The organism is Serratia sp. CY44782, assembly GCF_052168715.1.
In the GTDB taxonomy this organism is placed as follows: Bacteria; Pseudomonadota; Gammaproteobacteria; order Enterobacterales; family Enterobacteriaceae; genus Serratia; species Serratia nevei.
The window spans coordinates 62,338-79,455 of the sequence record NZ_JBJNME010000012.1; the positions used below are offsets into that span (position 1 = coordinate 62,338).

Sequence of the window (17,118 nt, forward strand, 5' to 3'; positions counted from 1 at the left end):
CCGCATGGCGCGGTTGCGCGCGAGCAGGTGCGGGGGCATCTGTGCCCCCGTCGAACTTATTTGGTGGTGTAGCCGCCGTTGATCAGGATGGTTTGGCCGGTTATCCACCAGCCGTCGCTGACCAGGTGGCGGATGAACGGCACCACGTCTTCGATATCGGTCAGGCCGGTTTTGCTGAACGGCGACAGCGCCGCCGCCGTCTTGTGGTAGGCCACGGCATCCGCACCCTCCGCCGGGTAGAAGAACGGGGTGTCCATCGGGCCGGGGCCGACCGCCGTCACGGAGATACCGCGTTCGCCAAACTCCTTGGCGGCGGCGCGGGTGAAGTGTTCCACCGGCGCTTTGGTGCCGGCGTAAGCGGCGTAAAACGGCGTGAAGGCGCCGAGCAGCGAGGTGACCAGCGTGCAGATTTTACCGTTGTCGTTGAGGTGTTTGCCCGCCTCTTTCAGGAAGAAGAACGCGGTTTTGGCGTTGACCGCCGTCATCTCGTCGTACTCGGCTTCGCTGATGTCGACCATCGGCTTTTTCAGCACTTTGCCGACGGTATTGATGGCGATATCCGGCTTGCCGACGGCGGCGACCGCATCGGCGAACAGTTTTTCGACCGCGCCCGCGGTGGTGAGATCGGCCTGCAGCGCGATGCCTTGCGCCCCGGCGGCCTGAATGGCGGCGACGGTTTTTTCCGCCTCGGCTTGGGAAGCGGCGCTGTTGTAGTGGATTACCACCGCTTTTGCGCCTTGTTCAGCCAAATCGCGCGCGATCAGCCCGCCGAGGTTTTTGGCGCCGCCGGCGATGAGGACGGTTTTTCCTTTGATTGAATGGTTTGCCATAACAGTTTCCTTGGATGAACGTAACGGAAACCTGAGTCTAGCCAGCGTGGGGGGAAAGATCAGCGGCGCGGGGCGGGATAGACTATCCAGAAAAATCGACCAATCACCGGCCGGCGGTGAGCCGTCAGCACGCCCCGGCGGAGGTCGTTTCGGTAAATTTTATCCACTGCTCAGGCCAGTTTGCGTTTCATTAACCTACAATGATGGATATGGGCCTCACCATTTCCCCTCTGAGTGGAACCACGCTGTGCAAATCTCTCTGTGCGGTGCGGTAACGTCTCCGGAGGTGGTGGGTTATGGGCGTGGCCCGTGCAGGCAAAAAAGGGGATGAGAGCGGTAAGCTCCAGCAGAGTATCGGGTAATGAGGTAGGGCGGTTGGACCCGGCGGATGGCCGCGGATAACAACGCCTTGAGGGGGCAATCATGATCAGTACCGTCGCGCTGTTTTGGGCCTTATGTGTGGTGTGTGTGGTAAACATGGTGCGTTATTACTCTTCTTTGCGTGCGCTGCTGGTGGTATTGCGCGGCTGTGACCCGCTGCTGTACCAATACGTCGACGGCGGCGGTTTCTTCACCGCCCACGGGCAACCCAGTAAGCAGCTGAGGCTGGTGCGCTATATCTTTGCGCAGCGCTATGTCGAGCACCACGATCCGGAGTTTATTCGCCGCTGCGAGCGGGTGCGCGGGCAGTTTATGCTGACCTCGGCCCTGTGCGGCCTGGTGGTCATCAGCCTGATAGCGCTGATGATCTGGTATTAATGCCTTCCTGTTTCCCTTGATGCAGGCAAAAAAAAGGCGGCCCTGCGGCCGCCTTTCTCATGATGCTTATCGCTTAGATCAGCTTCAACGCGACCCAATACAGCGCACCGGAAAGCAGAATCGAGATTGGCAGGGTCAGTACCCAAGCCAACAGAATGTTCTTCACGGTTTTGCTCTGTACGCCGCCGCCGTCCACGATCATCGTCCCGGCAACTGCCGAAGAGAGAACGTGGGTGGTGGAGACCGGCATGCCGGTATAGCTCGCCACGCCAATCGACAGCGCCGCGGTCATCTGGGCCGACACGCCCTGAGCGTAGGTCATGCCTTTCTTGCCGATCTTCTCGCCGATGGTGGTGGCCACACGTTTCCAGCCCACCATGGTGCCGAGCGACAGCGCCAGCGCGACGGCGACGATGATCCACATCGGCGCGTACTCGACGGTCTGCAGCAGATCCTGACGCAGGTTCTTCAGGAAGCGCTGGTCGGCGGATGAGGTTTCCGGCAGCTTGGCGACTTTATCCGCCGTGTCGGTCACGCACATCAGCAGGCGGCGCAGGTGGCTGCGCTGGTCAACCGTCAGCTGATCGTAGCTTTGCAGGTTGGTCAGCATGCCCTGAGCCAGCTCGATCGCCGGCATGGCGCGCGAACTGTCGCAGTGGAACTCGGCCGGCTTGTTAGGTTCGGCCTCGTCATCCGGGCTTGGCACCAGCGGCGTCAATGACACCGCATGCGACAGGGCATCACCGTGCTGCTGGTAATATTGTTGCAGGTGGGTCACGGCATCACGCGTACGTGTGATGTCATAACCGGTTGCATTCATATTGACCACGAAACCGGCCGGCGCAACGCCGATCAGCACCAGCATGATAAGGCCGATGCCTTTCTGGCCGTCGTTGGCGCCGTGCGAGAAGCTGACGCCAATCGCCGACAGGATCAGTGCGATACGGGTCCAGAACGGCGGCTTGCGTTTGCCGTCGACCTTTTCACGTTCCGCAGGGGTCATGTGGATACGCTGGCGTTTCTTGGTGCCACTCCAATAGCGGCGCAAGGCGAACACCATCACTCCCGCCACCATCATGCCGACCAGCGGCGAGAACAGCAGAGAAAGGAAAATACCAATCATTTTCGGGACGTTAAGCGCATCCACCACCGAAGTGTGGGTCATCAGGGCGTTGGTTAAACCGACACCGATGATTGCGCCTATCAGCGTATGGGAACTGGAGGCCGGCAGACCGAAATACCAGGTGCCGAGGTTCCAGATGATTGCCGCCAACAGCATGGAGAAGACCATGGCTAATCCGTGTGCTGAACTGACGTTCAACAACAGATCGGTAGGTAGCAAGTGGACGATGGCGTAAGCAACACTCAAACCGCCGAGCATTACGCCAAGAAAGTTGAACAAACCTGCCATCACGACCGCAAGTTGCGAGCGCATGGCGCGGGTATAAATAACTGTAGCGACCGCATTGGCCGTATCATGAAAACCATTGATGGCTTCATAAAACAACACGAACAACAATGCGAGAATTAACATCAGGCCGGTATGGAAATCCAGGCCAGCGAACAAATGCAGCATAAGCGTTACGCCAGTTTGTGGACATGAACGCCGCGCATTATCAGTGACAACCGGGGCCGGGGAAAAGGAAAATATGACGTTTTTTTGATTTGGACATGACGAAATGATGGCGTGTCTATAACAAAAATATGAAATATCAACGCGTTATTCTCCTCTGACCTCTGTAATATTTTCTTACTATGGCGTTGGCGGCGCCGGGGCTTTACAATCTGCCGCCGTGAATTTGGCGGTGACCGGCGGCGAAACGGCGTAATATGGCGCTCTTTTGTCGCGATTGTGGTTTTGATAAGTGAGGCTCAGGTGGAACAGTTTGATGTCGTAGTGATTGGGGCGGGCGCCGCCGGCATGTTTTGCGCCGCGCAGGCGGGGCAACTCGGTTGCCGCGTGTTGCTGCTCGACAACGGCAAAAAACCGGGCCGCAAGATCCTGATGTCCGGCGGCGGGCGCTGCAACTTTACCAATATGTATGCCGAGCCGGCGGCCTATCTGTCGAACAACCCGCACTTCTGCAAGTCGGCGTTGGCGCGCTACACCCAGTGGGACTTCATCGATCTGATCAACCGCTACGGCATCGCCTACCATGAAAAAACGCTGGGGCAGCTGTTCTGCGACGACTCGGCGCAGCAGGTGGTGGATCTGCTGGTCAAAGAGTGCGAACTGGGCCAGGTGACGATGCGTCTGCGCAGCGAAGTGCTGGGCGTGGAGAAAACCGAACATGGCTACGCGCTGGCGCTGAATGGTGAAAAAGTAAGTGCTCGCTCACTTGTGGTGGCCAGCGGTGGATTGTCCATGCCGGGGCTGGGCGCTTCGCCGTTCGGTTACAAGCTGGCGGAGCAGTTCGGCCTCAAGGTGCTGCCGACGCGGGCCGGGCTGGTGCCTTTTACCCTGCATAAGCCGCTGTTGGAGCATTTACAGACGCTGTCCGGTGTCTCGGTGCCGGCGGTGATCACCGCCGAGAACGGCGTCAGCTTCCGTGAAAGCATCCTGTTCACCCATCGCGGCCTGTCCGGCCCGGCGGTGCTGCAGCTGTCCAGCTACTGGCAGCCGGGTGAGTATGTGAGCGTTAACTTACTTCCTGAGCTGGATTTGGCGGTCTTCCTGGATGACCAACGCCGGGAGCACCCGAACCAAAGCCTGAAAAACACCCTGGCGCTGCACTTGCCGAAGCGGCTGGTGGAGTGCTTGCAGACCCTGGGACAACTGCCGGAGGCCACGCTGAAGCAACTGAATGCGCCGCAGCAGGCGGCGCTGGTGGATCTGTTGCAGAACTGGCGTGTGCAGCCGAACGGCACCGAAGGTTACCGCACGGCGGAAGTGACGCTCGGCGGCGTCGACACCAACGAACTTTCCTCCAAGACGATGGAAGCCCACAAGGCGCCGGGGCTCTATTTTATTGGCGAAGTGGTGGACGTGACCGGGTGGTTGGGCGGCTACAACTTCCAGTGGGCCTGGAGCTCGGCCTGGGCGTGCGCCCAGGCGTTGGCGGCGCAGGAGCGTTAAAACCCGCTCAGCCTTGAAACGTACCGGGTCACATTGGCCCGGCCTTGAGCTGATTCATTAATTTCATTTTAGTATCGCCGTCGAGAAAACTCGCTTCCAACGCCTGTCGGTTGCTGCGGTTAAAATCGTCATCCTGCCAGCCGAAGGCGTCATGCAACAGCTGGTACTCTTTGTTCAGCGTGGTATCGGCGACGGTGCGCGCATCGGTATTCACGTTCAGCCGCACTCCCATCCTTTTCAGCCGGTCTATCGGGTGACTGTCGATGCTGTCGAACAGATTGCAGACGAGATTGCAGCTGGGGCAGATCTCGAGCAGGACGCCGGTGGTTATCAGGCGCTCGATAAGCGCAGCATCCTCGATGCTCCTGACGCCGTGGCCGATGCGCGACACCTGCAGCCAATCCAGCGTTTCCCGTACGCTGTCGGCGCCCTTCGCCTCGCCGGCGTGGGCGATGACGTTGCCGCCGGCTTCGCGCACCGCCCGAAAGGCCGCTACGTGATTGGCCAGCGGGTAACGCGCTTCGTCGGCGGCCAAATCCAGCGCGACCACGCCGCGGCCCAGAAAGTTAACCACGAGCCCGGCGGTTTGCAGGCTGGCGGCCGCATCGAAATGCCGCAGCGTGCACAGGATCAGCCCGGTGGCGACGCCATAAGTTTGCGCGGCGTCACGCATCGCGGCGAGCACCGTCTCGACCACCGCTTCACCGCTTAACCCCATCCGGGTATGCAGCAGCGGGGCAAAGCGCACTTCCGCATAGATGACGTTATCCGCCGCCAGCTGCGCGAACAAGTCATCGACGGCCAGCGTTATCGCCTGGCGCGTCTGCAGGAGGTCTATTTGCGGTGCGATCTTGTTTAAAAAGTCTCCGAGATCGGCGCATCGTTTCGGCGCGATAAATTGCCGATTAAAGGCCGTTCTGGTTATTTGCGGGTCGATCTTTTTGACATAGTGGTAGCTTAAACAGGTATCCAAATGGACGTGTAATTCCACTTTCTTCAATATTCTTGGATCGAATTTCATACGGGCCACTTATTTCATTAACGGCTGAGATAACAACGAAAACAGTTTTTCTTTAAACAGGCCGGGTTTAATGCGGGTGATCACGCGTGCATTGGCCGGTTCGCCGGTCAGATGGGTGGAATCAATGACGTAATGGCCGTAAGACCTTTCACTTTTATATTCAACCCAGGAATACGCCTCCAGACTGGTCTCGACGATATCCGGGTAGAGCGCCACCGCCATGGTGGTCGGATCGGGCAAATCAAAGCCTTTACGCTCTGTGCGCCCGGCGTTGAACGCCATCAGCGTGCGGTTGCAGCGCACGGCAAAGCGCCCCAGTTCGCCGAGATGATGCAATCGTTCAACATCGTCCTCGCCAATAAACGCTTCTCCCATCCCGATCTCCCAACCGACGAGGGTGAGGGGAAGCCCGGCATTCAGCACCAGATGGGCGGCCTCAGCGTCGGCGTAGAAGTTAAATTCGGCCAGCGGGGTAATATTGCCCGGCGTCAGCCCGGAACCGCCCATGACATAAACCCTTTTCACTTGTTCGGCCAGCGCGGGCGCTTTTAGCACCGCCATCGCGAGATTGGTCAGCGGCCCGAGGGTGACGATTTCCAGCTCGCCATTGAGCCGTGCGGCGCAGTCGATGATGGCGTCTACGGCATGAATGGGTGCGGCGGTCAGCTGCGGGTCGGGCAAGGCCATGTCGCCCATGCCGTCTTCGCCGTGAATGTGGTGCGAGTGATAGCGCGTGCGGAACAGCGGTTTCGCCATGCCGGCGTATACCGGAGGGGCATAGGTTCCCGCTTTTTCGACGCAGATAAGCGCATTTTTGACGCATTGTTCAAGCGGGCAGTTGCCTGCGACCGTGGTGATCGCTTCCACCCTCACGTCAGGCTCGCGCAACGCCATCAGCAAGGCGACGGCATCGTCGGAGGCGGTATCGGTATCTATCAAAATATGTCGCATGGCACTCTCCTTGGGTGGGGTCTGCGGAGAAAATACCCAGACGGCCCGAGGCAAAAAAGGTCAGATGTCCTGTTTCGTTCTGAAGTGCGCCGGCTATTCTGGGCGCAGCCGAAAAGATAGGATGCAAGACGTTAACGGATAAACCCTGGGAGTGAATCGCCGTGAAAACTGTCGGTGACAGCAAGCTGAAAGAAGCGTTTATCGAAGCTCACGATCTGCGAACGGCGCTTTCGCCCCCGCTGCTGGCCGCTTTGCGCCTGGTCAGGGTCGAGGCCGGTGAATACCTGGTGACGCAAAGCGATCGGTTGACCCACCTGTTTTTTCTCGTGCAGGGAAAATTGCAGGTTGAGAATTACGATGTGAACGGCATGCACATCGTCTTTTCCTTCGAAACGGATTTCTCCGTGATAGGCGATCTGGAGCTGTTCTCCCAGGCGCAGCGGGTGGTGTTCAGCACCGTACAGGCGGTCACGGACGCGCTGATCTTCACGTTACCTATCGAGGCCATCAAAGAGCGGGCCATGCACGATCCTGTTTTCCTCGCCTTTATGTGCCGGCAGTTGAGCGACAAGCTGCTTAACGCTTCATTGCTGCATGCGAGCGGCGGCTTAACGGCAGAATATAAGTTGCGTAAATTTCTGTTATTTAAAATAAAGCAGGAAGGCGTGCAGATTCAGCTCGAAAACAGGGAGTTGCTGGCGGGCAGATTAGGGATCTCCGTCAGGCAGCTGAGCCGCGCGCTGGCGCAGCTCGCGGCGGACGGTATTATTCACTTTAAAAACAAATCGCTGCGGGTGGTGGATAGCCAACGGCTGGCCGACATCCACGGGAGCGCCAGGATCTAGCCGATCGCCGGCCCCTTAAGCTCGATGCGATTGCCGTCCGGATCGCTGAAGTAAATCGACGGCCCGTCACCTTCCGCGCCGTAGCGCGATTCAGCAGGATCGACGGCGATCCCTTGCGATCGCAGATAGGTCAACAGCTCGTCTTCGTTGAAAGGATCGATGCGCAGGCAGAGGTGATCGACATTTTGCCGGTGAGGATCGGGCGCATCGCCGCCTTTTTTTCCAAGCTGGCCGTTAACGTCGACCAGATCAATCATGGCCGCCCCGGCGCGCAGGTGCATCAGCCCCAAATCCGGCCGCCGTTTGGCGATATCACAGCCGACGATCTGGGTATAAAAATGCAGGCTTTTCTGCATATCGCGCACGCGCAGAACCACATGGTCGATAGTCTTCAGGCTGAAAGGGGGCATGATTTTCTCCCAGAATCGCGGCATTACTCATCAGCATAATCGGCAACGCCCGATTTATCCTGTTTTCTCCCCCTATTGCTGCCAGAGCCGCCGCTTAGCGCAGAGTCGCCACGATCTCTTCCAACGCTGCGCGTTGCGCCTCGCCGAGTGCGCTTTCCGCCGCCGCATTCTCCGCCAGCAGGGTTTGCAGGCCGATCAGCCAGTCATAGATATAAAACGCGGTGTTTTTGGTCGGCGTCGGCGCCAGCCGGGTTAACCGCTGCTGGCGGCTCCAGTCCACCGCCGGCTGCGGCGGTGGGGTAAAGATCGGCTGGCCGGGATTGACGCGGCTCTCGGGGCGCGTTGCCGCATCGCGCCGCTGGAAACCGAGCCAGGCGACAAAGTCGCCCAGTATCGCCAGCGCTTGGCTGATTTGCCGATCTTCGCTCTGGTCCGGCAGGCCTCCGGCGCACAGCGCGCGTTCCAGCTCATCATCGAGCCGCAGGCGACAGGCCGCACCGATCAGCGCATCGACCAGCAGTTCCAGATGCGGTTTTTCGACGCCGAGCAGATCCAGCAACCGGTGGCTGTCCGGCAGGCTGCGCAGATGGTTGATCCAATCCGCGAACACCCGCGTAGCAAAGGGTAACGCGGGGGGCTCGCCGGGCGCTGAGGCTTCCGGCGCGCCGAACAGATCGATGTCGAGCCCGAACGGCGCAGGCGTCGCCGCCGGGGCAGGCGCGGCGTGCTGCTGTTGCTGATAAAGCTGGCGCAACGTATCGCGCTGGGGCAACAGCCGTTCCAGCAGTTCGCCGTGGCGGCCGGCCTGCGCCTGCAGCGCTCGCAGCAGCTGCTGGCCGCGTTGCTGCGCCGCGTGTGGATCGGCGGCGGTGAGCCAGTTACCGAGCAGGCTTTCCGTCAGCTCGCGCTGCAACTCTTCGCGTTGTTCGAGCAGGCGCGCTTGCTTCTGGGCCGGGCGCGCCTGAGTGGCCAGGTAGCTCACCATGCGGCGGCAATCCTGTTCATCCAGCGCCAGCAGCGTGGCCCAGCTGTCGCCGGGTTCGCCGACCTGGCGCTGTACGGCGTCGTCGGGGCGCGCTTTGCCTTCCCCGCGTTGGTCGAACGGTGTGACCGCCCAGATCAGGCCAGGCTTGCGGCGCTGGCGCAGCGCCGGGGTTTCCCCCTGAGTCTGGTTGACCCAGTTGGCGAGCGCCTGGCCGATGCGGGCGGCGTCCTGCGGCATGGCGGCGGCATCGGCTACCAGCAGCAGGTTGGCGTGCAGGCCGTCTGCGCAGCGGGTCAGCAAATGGGCGCGTTTCGCCTGTTGCAGCCGCTGCGTCGGTTCCGCCTGCGGGCAGGCGCGGCTGCCGGGCAGGTCGATCAGCGCCACGTCGGCGGGCAGGGCCGCCTGCGTCGTTTGCGGCAGAACGGTAGTCACTTCGGCGGTCAGCCAGGTCAGATCGCTCAGCGCGATCTCCCGTTTACCGCCGTGTTCGGCCATCACGACGATCGTAGCGTTTTCCGCTGCGGCGCTCGCGGTCAGCAGCGGCAAGGCGCGGTGCGGAGCATGAACCTGTCGGCTGCCGCCGAGGGCATGCAGCGTGTGTGCCAGCTGGCGATAACGCGCCGTCAGCGTTGCTTCCTCTCCCCACAGCGGCGCAAACAGGCGCGCGCGATCGTCGATGCTCAACTGCGGCGCCAGCGCCACGGCCTGTGGCCAGAAATGCCTGTCCAGCGTCTGTTGCCCCTTGTCGCCGTGGCGGCGTTGGCTATCCCACAGTGTCAGCACATCGCTGTCGCTGAGGCCGTCGAGGGCGACGGTTTGGCGGTGGCGCGCCAACGCTTGCAGATGGCCGGCGATCGCGCGGGCGTCCCAGTCCAGTCGGAAGCCGCCCATCGCGGCGGCATCGAGGGTGATGGCCAGCCACTGCGCTTCATCGAGCAGCGCGAGGGCGAGAGGATACTCGGCGCACGGCGACGGCGCGGCGGCGCAGTAACGAACCGCCAGCGCGGCGTCTGCGTGCAGCCTTTCTGCGCCGGGGGCCAGCGCCGCCAGCAGGTGGGCCTTGGCGGCGGCGTTGTGGCCGTACAGGCCGATAGCGACCTGCTCAGGTTGCGCATTCGCCAATTGCAGCGCGCGGTTATGGCAACGGCGCAGGCGCAGCGTCAGGCGATCCGCCTCCTGTTCCAAACGAGTGGACTGCCGGCGCGCGGCGTCCACCCAGTCGATCGCCTGCAGAATGCCGGTGCTGAGTGCGTGGTTCGGGGCCGATTGGGCGGTAGTGGTGGCTTTCATCGTGGGTAAATGCTCCCGCTGTCTATCCAGTAGTGGGTCGCGCCGGAGGCACTGGCAGCCAGGGTATTGAGTTTCAGTTGCAGGTGGTGCGCCGGAACGGGGCTGCCGTCGGCCATTACCGCCTGTGCGATCTTGACGCTTTCGGCGCCCTGTTCGGCGCTGGCGGTAATGGCCAGCCGCAGGATGATCACCGCATCGCCGGCCAGCTTGCGCGCCAGCAGGGCGTCATTGATGGTCAGCGTATAGAGCGGCGAGGCCGGCCAACGTTCGTTGTCCAGTTGGCGGAAGCCCAGGCGCAGCGGGCCGCGCAGCTGGAAGCTGCCGGCGGGGTCGAGCGCGAAGTCGGCGCGATCCAGATCGATGTCGCGGTAATAAACGTTATCGTCCGCCAGCATGTTGTTGCCGTCCAGCATGCCCAGATGGCGAATGGTGGAGTAGGGCTGGAAATCGCCGACGTTGAAGTAAAAGCTCTCCAGGCGAAGGTCGATCGCCAGCAGGCACAGCATGGCGCCCACCGCGGCGGTGGATTTCGGGTTGTCGATGCGGCCGCGTTTGTTGAACGGGTACCAGCTGCGGGTGTGGTAGCCCTCGAGCGGCAGAATACGGCTGGCGGGCAGCGGCTGCAGATGGCGCAGCAGCGCCTGCACGCCGGGGAAACGCGCCGGGCGGCCGGTCAACAGCAGCACGTCGCAGGTATACAGCGCTACCACCTCAGCCAGCAGGCGCAGGCAGCGGCCGATGCCGATGCGATCGGACAAGAAGGCGGCGTGCAGATCGGCCAGGCGGATCACCAGCGGGGTGTGCAGAATATCGAAGGCGTCGCTGTCGGCTTCGCGCTGCACCTCGCCATTGATAAACGCCAGCACCTGCGGCGTCGGCGGCTGCGGCAGCAGATCGCCCAGGCTGGCGGCGATTTCCGCCCGGCTGTCCAGCGGATCGTATTCTTCATAGGCGCCGAGCAGCGCGCGTCCGGCGGGCATGAAAATCTGCAGCGCGGCCTGCTGACGCAGGGTGGAAAGCCCGTCCATACGCCCTTCGTTGCCGAACAGCCTATCCATCAATGCCGGGGCGGCGCTCACGCCGGCGGCTTCGAACGCCTGCTGCACTGCGGGCAGGATAAACTGCTGGATGGCGTCCAGCAGGATATCGTCGCCGGCGACTTTAAAGCCCTCGCGGAACAGCAGGCGCGGGTTGATTTTGATGTTATTGCCCACGCCGTCGTCGAGCGAATAGTGTGTGATCGCCAGATCCGTGGTGCCGCCGCCGATGTCGATGGAGGCGATGCGCAGCGTTTTACCCGCCTGCTCACCCGGTGCCAGCGGCCGGTCGGGCCGGGCCATGGCGGCGAAAAAGGCGTCGGTGCGGCCGGCGAAGTTCACCTGGGTTTCATTGTACAGATAGACCATCTGGCCGCAGGTGGCCTCGTCCCACTCCATCTGCACCTGCGGCACCGGGAAGCGGGTGTGCGTGCCGTCGAACGGCGCATCCTGCGGGTGCCAGCCGAGGGCCTTCCACACCAGCCCGATCGCCTCCTGCATGCGGCGGCGGAAAATCTCGCGCTCCGGTTTCGGCATGGCCGAAGGCAGCGTCAGAATGATGGCGCGCAAACGGCGCGGCGCGGCGGCGTTCGGCATGCGGCTGCGCTGGGCGATGCTGTTGATCTGCATCAGCGCCTGCGCCAGCAGCTCACTCAGCATCAGCGTCATCACCGCGCTACGGCTGTAATGGGCGGCGAACACCGGCAGCCGTTGCGCCATCGGCAGGGCGGACAGCGGCACGCCTTCGTCGTTGATGAGGGTGGTCAACGGTGCGGCGGCGGCCATCGGCTCGTGCCGCTCGTTGAAGCGCCAGCCGGGCGCATAGCGTTCCTCGTCCCACAGGTAGCGGCGCGGGCTGGAAATGCCGGTAGTGCCTTCATGGCCCGTTCGCCGCTGCGCCAACTGCGCGGCTTCACGGCCGACGCGGGTGATGGACGGCCACTGGAAGGCGTCGTCGCGCCCGCTCTGGAACGACAGATGTGGCTTGCCGAACCCGGTCTGCGAAAACTCTACCCGGCTCTCGAACAGTTCGTTGTAGACGCGGTGCGGTTCGGACAGCGAACGCAGCTGCAGCTCGTAGGTTTGCTTCAGGCCGTTACTCTCCTCCGGATGGTCCTCGACCAGCACGCCGCAGGTGTGCGAGTTGCCGACATCCAGCACCAGATCGACGTCGATCGCCGGTTGCTGCAGCGTCGCCGCCACCATTTTTATCTGCGGCACCGCCAGCTGGTGGCCGAGCATGTGCAGCAGGTTGAGGTAATGCGCCTGATACTCGAAGGTTTTCAGCCCGGCATTGATCTCCGCTTCGGCGCGCTGCTCTCGCTCGGCGGCGCGTTGGCTGAATGCCTCGCGCAGCCAGCCGTCTACCCAGGTCAGATCGAGAAACTCGACCAGTTCGTGGTTGCGGTGCGCCAGCGCGAAACGAAGATCGGTGCCGAGATCGCTTTCGCCCGGCGCCAGCGTCTCCTGGCCGGGCGCGGCGGCGCGGGTGTCGAAGGCCAGCACCACGCGCAGCAGGTTGCCGTCCTGATCCGGTTCATCCAGCTGCACCACCTGCAGGCGCGCCCAGTTGTCCGGGCCTGACAAAAACAGGCCCGCCGGGGTGTGGCGCAAGAAGGGCAGCGGCAGCCAGAGCTTATCCAGCAGGCGCAGCGACTGCTGCAGCGGATAGCTGAACTCCGGCCGCACCACTTCGGCGGCCTGGCCGTTCGCGGCCGGCAGCTGGTATTTGCCGCTCTCGGCCTCCCATTGCAGGCGCAGCAGCGGCCCGCTGGCGGTCTTGCGCACGAATTTGCCGGGAAACTCGGCGTCCAGCAGCGGCGTCAGGGCAAAGTCCAGAAACTGAATACCGCTGTCCTGAATCAGCGTAATGCCGTGTTTGTAGTCCGTAAGGGGTGCCAGCATCATTTACTCTCGCGCTTGAACGTCATGGGATAGGTGGTGTCCGCATCGTAGCGGCCGGTGCACTCCGCCGCGCCGGTTTCGCCCTGGCGGCAAACGATCTCCGGGATCTGGTAGCGGCTGCCGTCGCTGCAGCGCGCCTTGGTGCGGCTGTTGATCACCAGATTGCCGGACTGCATCAGCCCGGCTTCGACCGCCACCCGGCAGCTGACGCCGTCGCCGTAGGCGATGATGGCGCTGCCTTTGCCGCCGTTCAGACGGTATTGCAGGCCGGGGCGTTTGCCGGTGATCGGGTCTTTCAGCGCCACCGTGGCGCGCCATTTGCCGTTAAGGAAACGGGTGGAGCCGGCTTTCACCGCCTCGGGCGGCAGCACCAGCGCATTCTTGTCCGCCGGCTGCGGGATGACCGGCGCCGGTGGCGGCGGCATCAGCGTCGCGTGCGCCAACGGCAAGCGCAGTTTGGGCAACGGCGCGGCGGCTTTTTCCGGCGGCGCCGGAGGCTGAACCTCTGCCGGCATCGCCGGTTGCGGCGGCGGTGAGCGGTGCAGCCAGGTGGCCAGTGCCGCGCTGCCTAGCAGCAGTATGAGCAAGAGCCAGAGAGCGTAGCGCCGGCGAGGGCGAACGACGGCAGGGGATTCGATAGGCGCTGCCGGGGCAGGCAGCGGTTCGGGCTCGGCGGCCGGGGCCGGTTTTACCGGCTCGACAATGGCCGTTTTACGCGGAGCGGCGGCGATCGGCGCCGGTTTTTCCACTTCGACTTTCACCTCTGCTTCGATCGGGCGCAGGCAGGCCAAAGGATCGTCCGGGCTCTGCGCCTGTGGCTTGATAAAGCCCCAGAAGGTCAGCACCGGCCGGTCGTCCACCAGGTAAACGTGGTTGGGGTCGGGCATGTGCAGCGCTTTGGCCAGCAGCGCGCCGAACAGACGATGGCTGGGGTGATCGGTCGCCTGGGCCTGTTCCGTCAGGCTGCGGAAGGTCGTCAGGCAATGTTCCAGGTGGCGCACCGCCTGCGCGCGCTGGGCGTCGCTCGCCGCCAGCCAGGAGGTGACCTTGCCGGGGAAGGGGGCATACCAGTCGATGCGGGTGCCGCTTTCGTTCGGCTGGGGGATCGCCAGACAGTCGGCGGCCTGCTGCTGTCGGCGAAGACGCAGGGTTTCCCGCAGCTGCTGCGCGCAGGCGTAGACCGGTTGGCCGTTTTCGCCTAAAGCCAGCACATCATCCAAACTGCCACTGCGTAAGAAGGGTTTCACCACGGCACCGCACCTTGTCCTGTTCTGCAAAAACGCATAAAAGTCCATGATACCCCGCAGGCAGAGCCGCCAAACGGCCAAGGACAGCCCGAAAAACGCCCTTCTTTGGCGTTAGCGGCGCGCTTTGCTAACCGGCACAGTGAAAATCTCGCTATCTGGACCTGTCTGTGAACCGCTTTATCTGAAAAATAGAACCTAGCCCCGGCAAGCGACGCCGGGGAACGATGTTCTCTTTCACTATGACATCGCCTCGCGGGTTGCCGATTTCGGTATGCCTCAGGCGTGCGGAGCCTTCACATGACGGACAGTCAGTCTGAAAAAACTCTCGTTGTTACCCCTGCACATCCCGCCGTCGGGCATTCGGCCCAGGGCTGGATGAACGGCTTCCTCGGCATGATTATCTTCAGTGGTTCGCTGCCCGCCACGCGGGTGGCGGTGCTGGAGCTCGATCCGCTGTTTCTGACGGCGGTCAGGGCGACGATCGCCGCCTTGTTGGCCCTGTGCGCGCTATTGATCACCCGCCAGGCGCGGCCCACGCGGGCCGATTTGCCGCCGCTGCTGTTTGTGGCGCTCGGCGTGGTCATCGGTTTTCCGCTGCTGACGGCGCTGGCGCTGCAGCACACCACGTCGGCGCATTCGCTGGTGTATATCGGCCTGCTGCCGCTGGCGACCGCCGGTTTCGGCGTCTTGCGCGGCGGAGAACGGCCCAAGCCCGCTTTTTGGGCTTTCTCAGGCGTCGGCGCCGCGCTGGTGGGCGCCTTCGCGCTGAGCCAGGGGAGCGGCGGTGCCTGGCAAGGGGATGCGCTGATGGTCGGGGCGGTGTTGCTGTGCGGCCTGGGTTATGCCGAAGGGGCGGTGCTGTCGCGCCGGATCGGCGGCTGGCAGGTGATCTCCTGGGCGCTGGTGGTGGCGTTGCCGTTGACGCTGGCGGCCACCTGGCTGGCGGCACCGGCCGGTTGGCCTGTGATCAGCGGCGCCGCCTGGCTGTCGCTGGTTTACGTCTCGGTGTTCAGCATGTGGATCGGGTTTATTTTCTGGTATCGCGGCCTGGCGCAGGGCGGCATCGCCGCCGTCGGGCAGCTGCAGCTGCTGCAGCCGTTCTTCGGCCTGGCGCTGGCGGGCTGGCTGCTGCATGAGACCGTCCAGCCGATGATGATCGCCGTGATGGCCGGCGTGGTGGTTTGCGTGTTCGGCGCCAAACGCTTTTCCCGCTAGGCGCCGCTGCGGGCGCAGGCTCGGATCACCTCGCCGAGCCGTTCCACCGCCTGCTGCACCTGGCGATCGTGATAACCGCCCAATCCCAGCACCAGGCCCGGCTCACCGTGGCCGGGCGCATACATCGGCGACACCGCCCGCAGCGCCAACCCGGCTTCGTTGGCGCACTGGGCGATCCGCACGTCGTCGAGATCTTTCCTCAGCCACAGCACCATGTGCATGCCCTGATCGCAGGGCTGCACTACCGCCAGCTCCGCGGGGATATGCGCGTTGATCGCCTCGATCAGCACCCGGCGTTTCTCAGCGTAGACGCCGCGCATTTTGCGGATATGCCGGTCGAGATACCCTTCGGCGATGAAGGCGGCCAGCACGTGTTGATCCGCGCTGGGAGGGTGACGATCCATCAGGATCCTGGCGCCGCAGAAAGCGTCGAGCAGCGCTGGCGGCACGATGGCGTAACCCAACCGCAGCGAAGGAAACAGCACCTTGCTGAAGGTGCCGAGATAGAGTGTCCGTTCGGGCGCCAGCCCCTGCAGCGACGGGAAAGGGTGACCGGCGTAGCGCATCTCGCTGTCGTAATCGTCTTCCACGATCCAGGCCTGCCGCTCCCTGGCCCAGGCCAGCAGGGCGCTTCTTTTCGCCATGCTCATCGGCATGCCCAGCGGGTATTGATGCGATGGCGTGACAAAGGCGGCGCGGGCATCGGCGGCCAGGCGCACGCCAGCGGCGACGTCGATGCCGTCATCGTCGACGGGCACTCTGACCATGCGGCGGTCGCGAAATAGGCTGTCGAAAATGGCGGTAATGCCGGCGTAGGCGGGATCTTCGACCCAGGCGCTGTCGCCGGCGTCCAACAGGACCTGCGCAGCCAAATAGAGCCCTTGTTGCGTGCCAGAGGTGATGAGGACTTGCTGCGGCGTGCAGTTTACCGAGCGGGAACGGCGCACATAGTCGCAGATGGCTTCGCGCAGCGGCAGCGCGCCCAGCGGCTCGCCATAGCCCGACGGGGCGCCGGGGCCGCGCGCCCGGATGCGGTTGCCGAGCCGACGCCAGACATCGTCGGGCGCGGTATCGCCGATCGGCACAGAGACGGTGAACGGCACCGGCGGCAACGCCCGCGCCTGGGCGGCAAAACGCGCCAGATGTTGCGCCTGCGAAGAAAGCGGAACCGCTACCGCGGAACTCGCCTGCACGTTGGCGTACGGTGTGCGGTGCGGCGCCTGATAGTGAGCGACCCGGGTGCCGGAGCCGGGTTGCGGTTCGAGAAAGCCTTCCGCCGTCAGCTGCGCAAAGGCTTCCAAGACCGTGCCGCGCGCCAGATTCAGCGCTACCGACAGCCGGCGCGTCGAGGGCAGCAGATCGCCCGCTTTCAGATCGCCCCGATGGATGGCCTGGCGCAGAGCCTGCGCCAGCTGGTGGCTAAGCTGGCCCGCTTGGCGATCGAGCTCGCCGATGGCGGGGACGTCAACGACTTTGGCTGTTCTGGGCATGCATTCCGGCTCGTTTTTCAGTGCGAAAATGAGTATTCAGAGTAAACCACTTTCGCG

The 17,118-nt window shown here is 63.0% G+C and carries 13 protein-coding genes; 4 read left to right on the forward strand and 9 right to left on the reverse strand.

What is annotated here, in order from left to right; genetic code table 11:
• Positions 1–56 precede the first annotated feature (56 nt).
• A complete protein-coding gene (locus ACJ8HT_RS21370) occupies positions 57–830 on the reverse strand; it encodes an SDR family oxidoreductase (RefSeq protein ID WP_197653334.1) in 774 nt (257 codons plus the stop codon).
• Positions 831–1,253: 423 nt separating this feature from the next.
• On the opposite strand from ACJ8HT_RS21370, the gene uspB reads away from it, so the two are divergent.
• Positions 1,254–1,589, forward strand: coding sequence for a universal stress protein UspB (gene uspB / locus ACJ8HT_RS21375; RefSeq protein WP_016930435.1), 336 nt, complete (start codon positions 1,254–1,256; stop codon positions 1,587–1,589).
• Positions 1,590–1,662: 73 nt separating this feature from the next.
• On the opposite strand, the gene pitA is transcribed toward uspB, so the two are convergent.
• Complete coding sequence (pitA, locus tag ACJ8HT_RS21380) at positions 1,663–3,165, reverse strand: inorganic phosphate transporter PitA (RefSeq protein WP_123892918.1); 1,503 nt, start codon at positions 3,163–3,165, stop codon at positions 1,663–1,665.
• 300 nt (positions 3,166–3,465) lie between these two features.
• Between pitA and ACJ8HT_RS21385 the strand changes: the two genes are divergently transcribed.
• On the forward strand, positions 3,466–4,665 hold the full coding sequence (locus tag ACJ8HT_RS21385) for an NAD(P)/FAD-dependent oxidoreductase (RefSeq protein WP_197653335.1): 1,200 nt from the start codon (positions 3,466–3,468) through the stop codon (positions 4,663–4,665).
• Positions 4,666–4,693: 28 nt separating this feature from the next.
• Here ACJ8HT_RS21385 and add read toward each other — a convergent pair whose 3' ends face one another.
• A complete protein-coding gene (gene add / locus ACJ8HT_RS21390; protein WP_350429868.1) occupies positions 4,694–5,656 on the reverse strand; it encodes an adenosine deaminase in 963 nt (320 codons plus the stop codon).
• A 39-nt stretch (positions 5,657–5,695) separates the two neighbouring features.
• A complete protein-coding gene (locus ACJ8HT_RS21395) occupies positions 5,696–6,637 on the reverse strand; it encodes a nucleoside hydrolase (RefSeq protein WP_197653337.1) in 942 nt (313 codons plus the stop codon).
• A 161-nt stretch (positions 6,638–6,798) separates the two neighbouring features.
• Here ACJ8HT_RS21395 and ACJ8HT_RS21400 point away from each other — a divergent pair, with 161 nt between their 5' ends.
• The gene (locus tag ACJ8HT_RS21400) at positions 6,799–7,482 is read left to right on the forward strand and encodes a Crp/Fnr family transcriptional regulator (RefSeq protein ID WP_197653338.1); all 684 of its coding nucleotides are present in this window, start codon (positions 6,799–6,801) and stop codon (positions 7,480–7,482) included.
• Here the strand turns inward: ACJ8HT_RS21400 and ACJ8HT_RS21405 are convergent.
• The 4 genes from ACJ8HT_RS21405 to ACJ8HT_RS21420 all read right to left on the reverse strand — a co-directional run bounded on the left by ACJ8HT_RS21405 (position 7,479) and on the right by ACJ8HT_RS21420 (position 14,359).
• A complete protein-coding gene (locus ACJ8HT_RS21405) occupies positions 7,479–7,892 on the reverse strand; it encodes a VOC family protein (RefSeq protein WP_194571277.1) in 414 nt (137 codons plus the stop codon). The genes ACJ8HT_RS21400 and ACJ8HT_RS21405 overlap by 4 nt on opposite strands.
• A 94-nt stretch (positions 7,893–7,986) precedes the next feature.
• On the reverse strand, positions 7,987–10,167 hold the full coding sequence (locus ACJ8HT_RS21410) for a virulence factor SrfC family protein (protein ID WP_194571275.1): 2,181 nt from the start codon (positions 10,165–10,167) through the stop codon (positions 7,987–7,989).
• Entirely contained in the window at positions 10,164–13,109 is a 2,946-nt protein-coding gene (locus tag ACJ8HT_RS21415; protein WP_197653339.1) for a virulence factor SrfB, read from the reverse strand. Before ACJ8HT_RS21415 ends, ACJ8HT_RS21410 begins: the two co-directional genes overlap by 4 nt.
• Entirely contained in the window at positions 13,109–14,359 is a 1,251-nt protein-coding gene (locus ACJ8HT_RS21420; protein ID WP_197653340.1) for an SrfA family protein, read from the reverse strand. Before ACJ8HT_RS21420 ends, ACJ8HT_RS21415 begins: the two co-directional genes overlap by 1 nt.
• Positions 14,360–14,731: 372 nt before the next feature.
• Here ACJ8HT_RS21420 and ACJ8HT_RS21425 point away from each other — a divergent pair, with 372 nt between their 5' ends.
• Entirely contained in the window at positions 14,732–15,571 is an 840-nt protein-coding gene (locus ACJ8HT_RS21425) for a DMT family transporter (RefSeq protein ID WP_197653383.1), read from the forward strand.
• Here the strand turns inward: ACJ8HT_RS21425 and pdxR are convergent.
• A complete protein-coding gene (pdxR, locus tag ACJ8HT_RS21430; protein ID WP_197653341.1) occupies positions 15,568–17,061 on the reverse strand; it encodes a MocR-like pyridoxine biosynthesis transcription factor PdxR in 1,494 nt (497 codons plus the stop codon). The genes ACJ8HT_RS21425 and pdxR overlap by 4 nt on opposite strands.
• Between the last annotated feature and the right edge of the window lie 57 nt (positions 17,062–17,118).

Excerpts from the sequence above, each read along its gene's own strand:
- ACJ8HT_RS21370 (WP_197653334.1), bottom strand. The coding sequence starts at position 830 with ATGGCAAACCATTCAATCAAAGGAAAAACCGTCCTCATCGCCGGCGGC.
- uspB (WP_016930435.1), top strand. The coding sequence starts at position 1,254 with ATGATCAGTACCGTCGCGCTGTTTTGGGCCTTATGTGTGGTGTGTGTG.
- pitA (WP_123892918.1), bottom strand. The coding sequence starts at position 3,165 with ATGCTGCATTTGTTCGCTGGCCTGGATTTCCATACCGGCCTGATGTTA.
- ACJ8HT_RS21395 (WP_197653337.1), bottom strand. The coding sequence starts at position 6,637 with ATGCGACATATTTTGATAGATACCGATACCGCCTCCGACGATGCCGTC.
- ACJ8HT_RS21405 (WP_194571277.1), bottom strand. The coding sequence starts at position 7,892 with ATGCCCCCTTTCAGCCTGAAGACTATCGACCATGTGGTTCTGCGCGTG.
- ACJ8HT_RS21410 (WP_194571275.1), bottom strand. The coding sequence starts at position 10,167 with ATGAAAGCCACCACTACCGCCCAATCGGCCCCGAACCACGCACTCAGC.
- ACJ8HT_RS21415 (WP_197653339.1), bottom strand. The coding sequence starts at position 13,109 with ATGCTGGCACCCCTTACGGACTACAAACACGGCATTACGCTGATTCAG.
- ACJ8HT_RS21425 (WP_197653383.1), top strand. The coding sequence starts at position 14,732 with ATGAACGGCTTCCTCGGCATGATTATCTTCAGTGGTTCGCTGCCCGCC.
- pdxR (WP_197653341.1), bottom strand. The coding sequence starts at position 17,061 with ATGCCCAGAACAGCCAAAGTCGTTGACGTCCCCGCCATCGGCGAGCTC.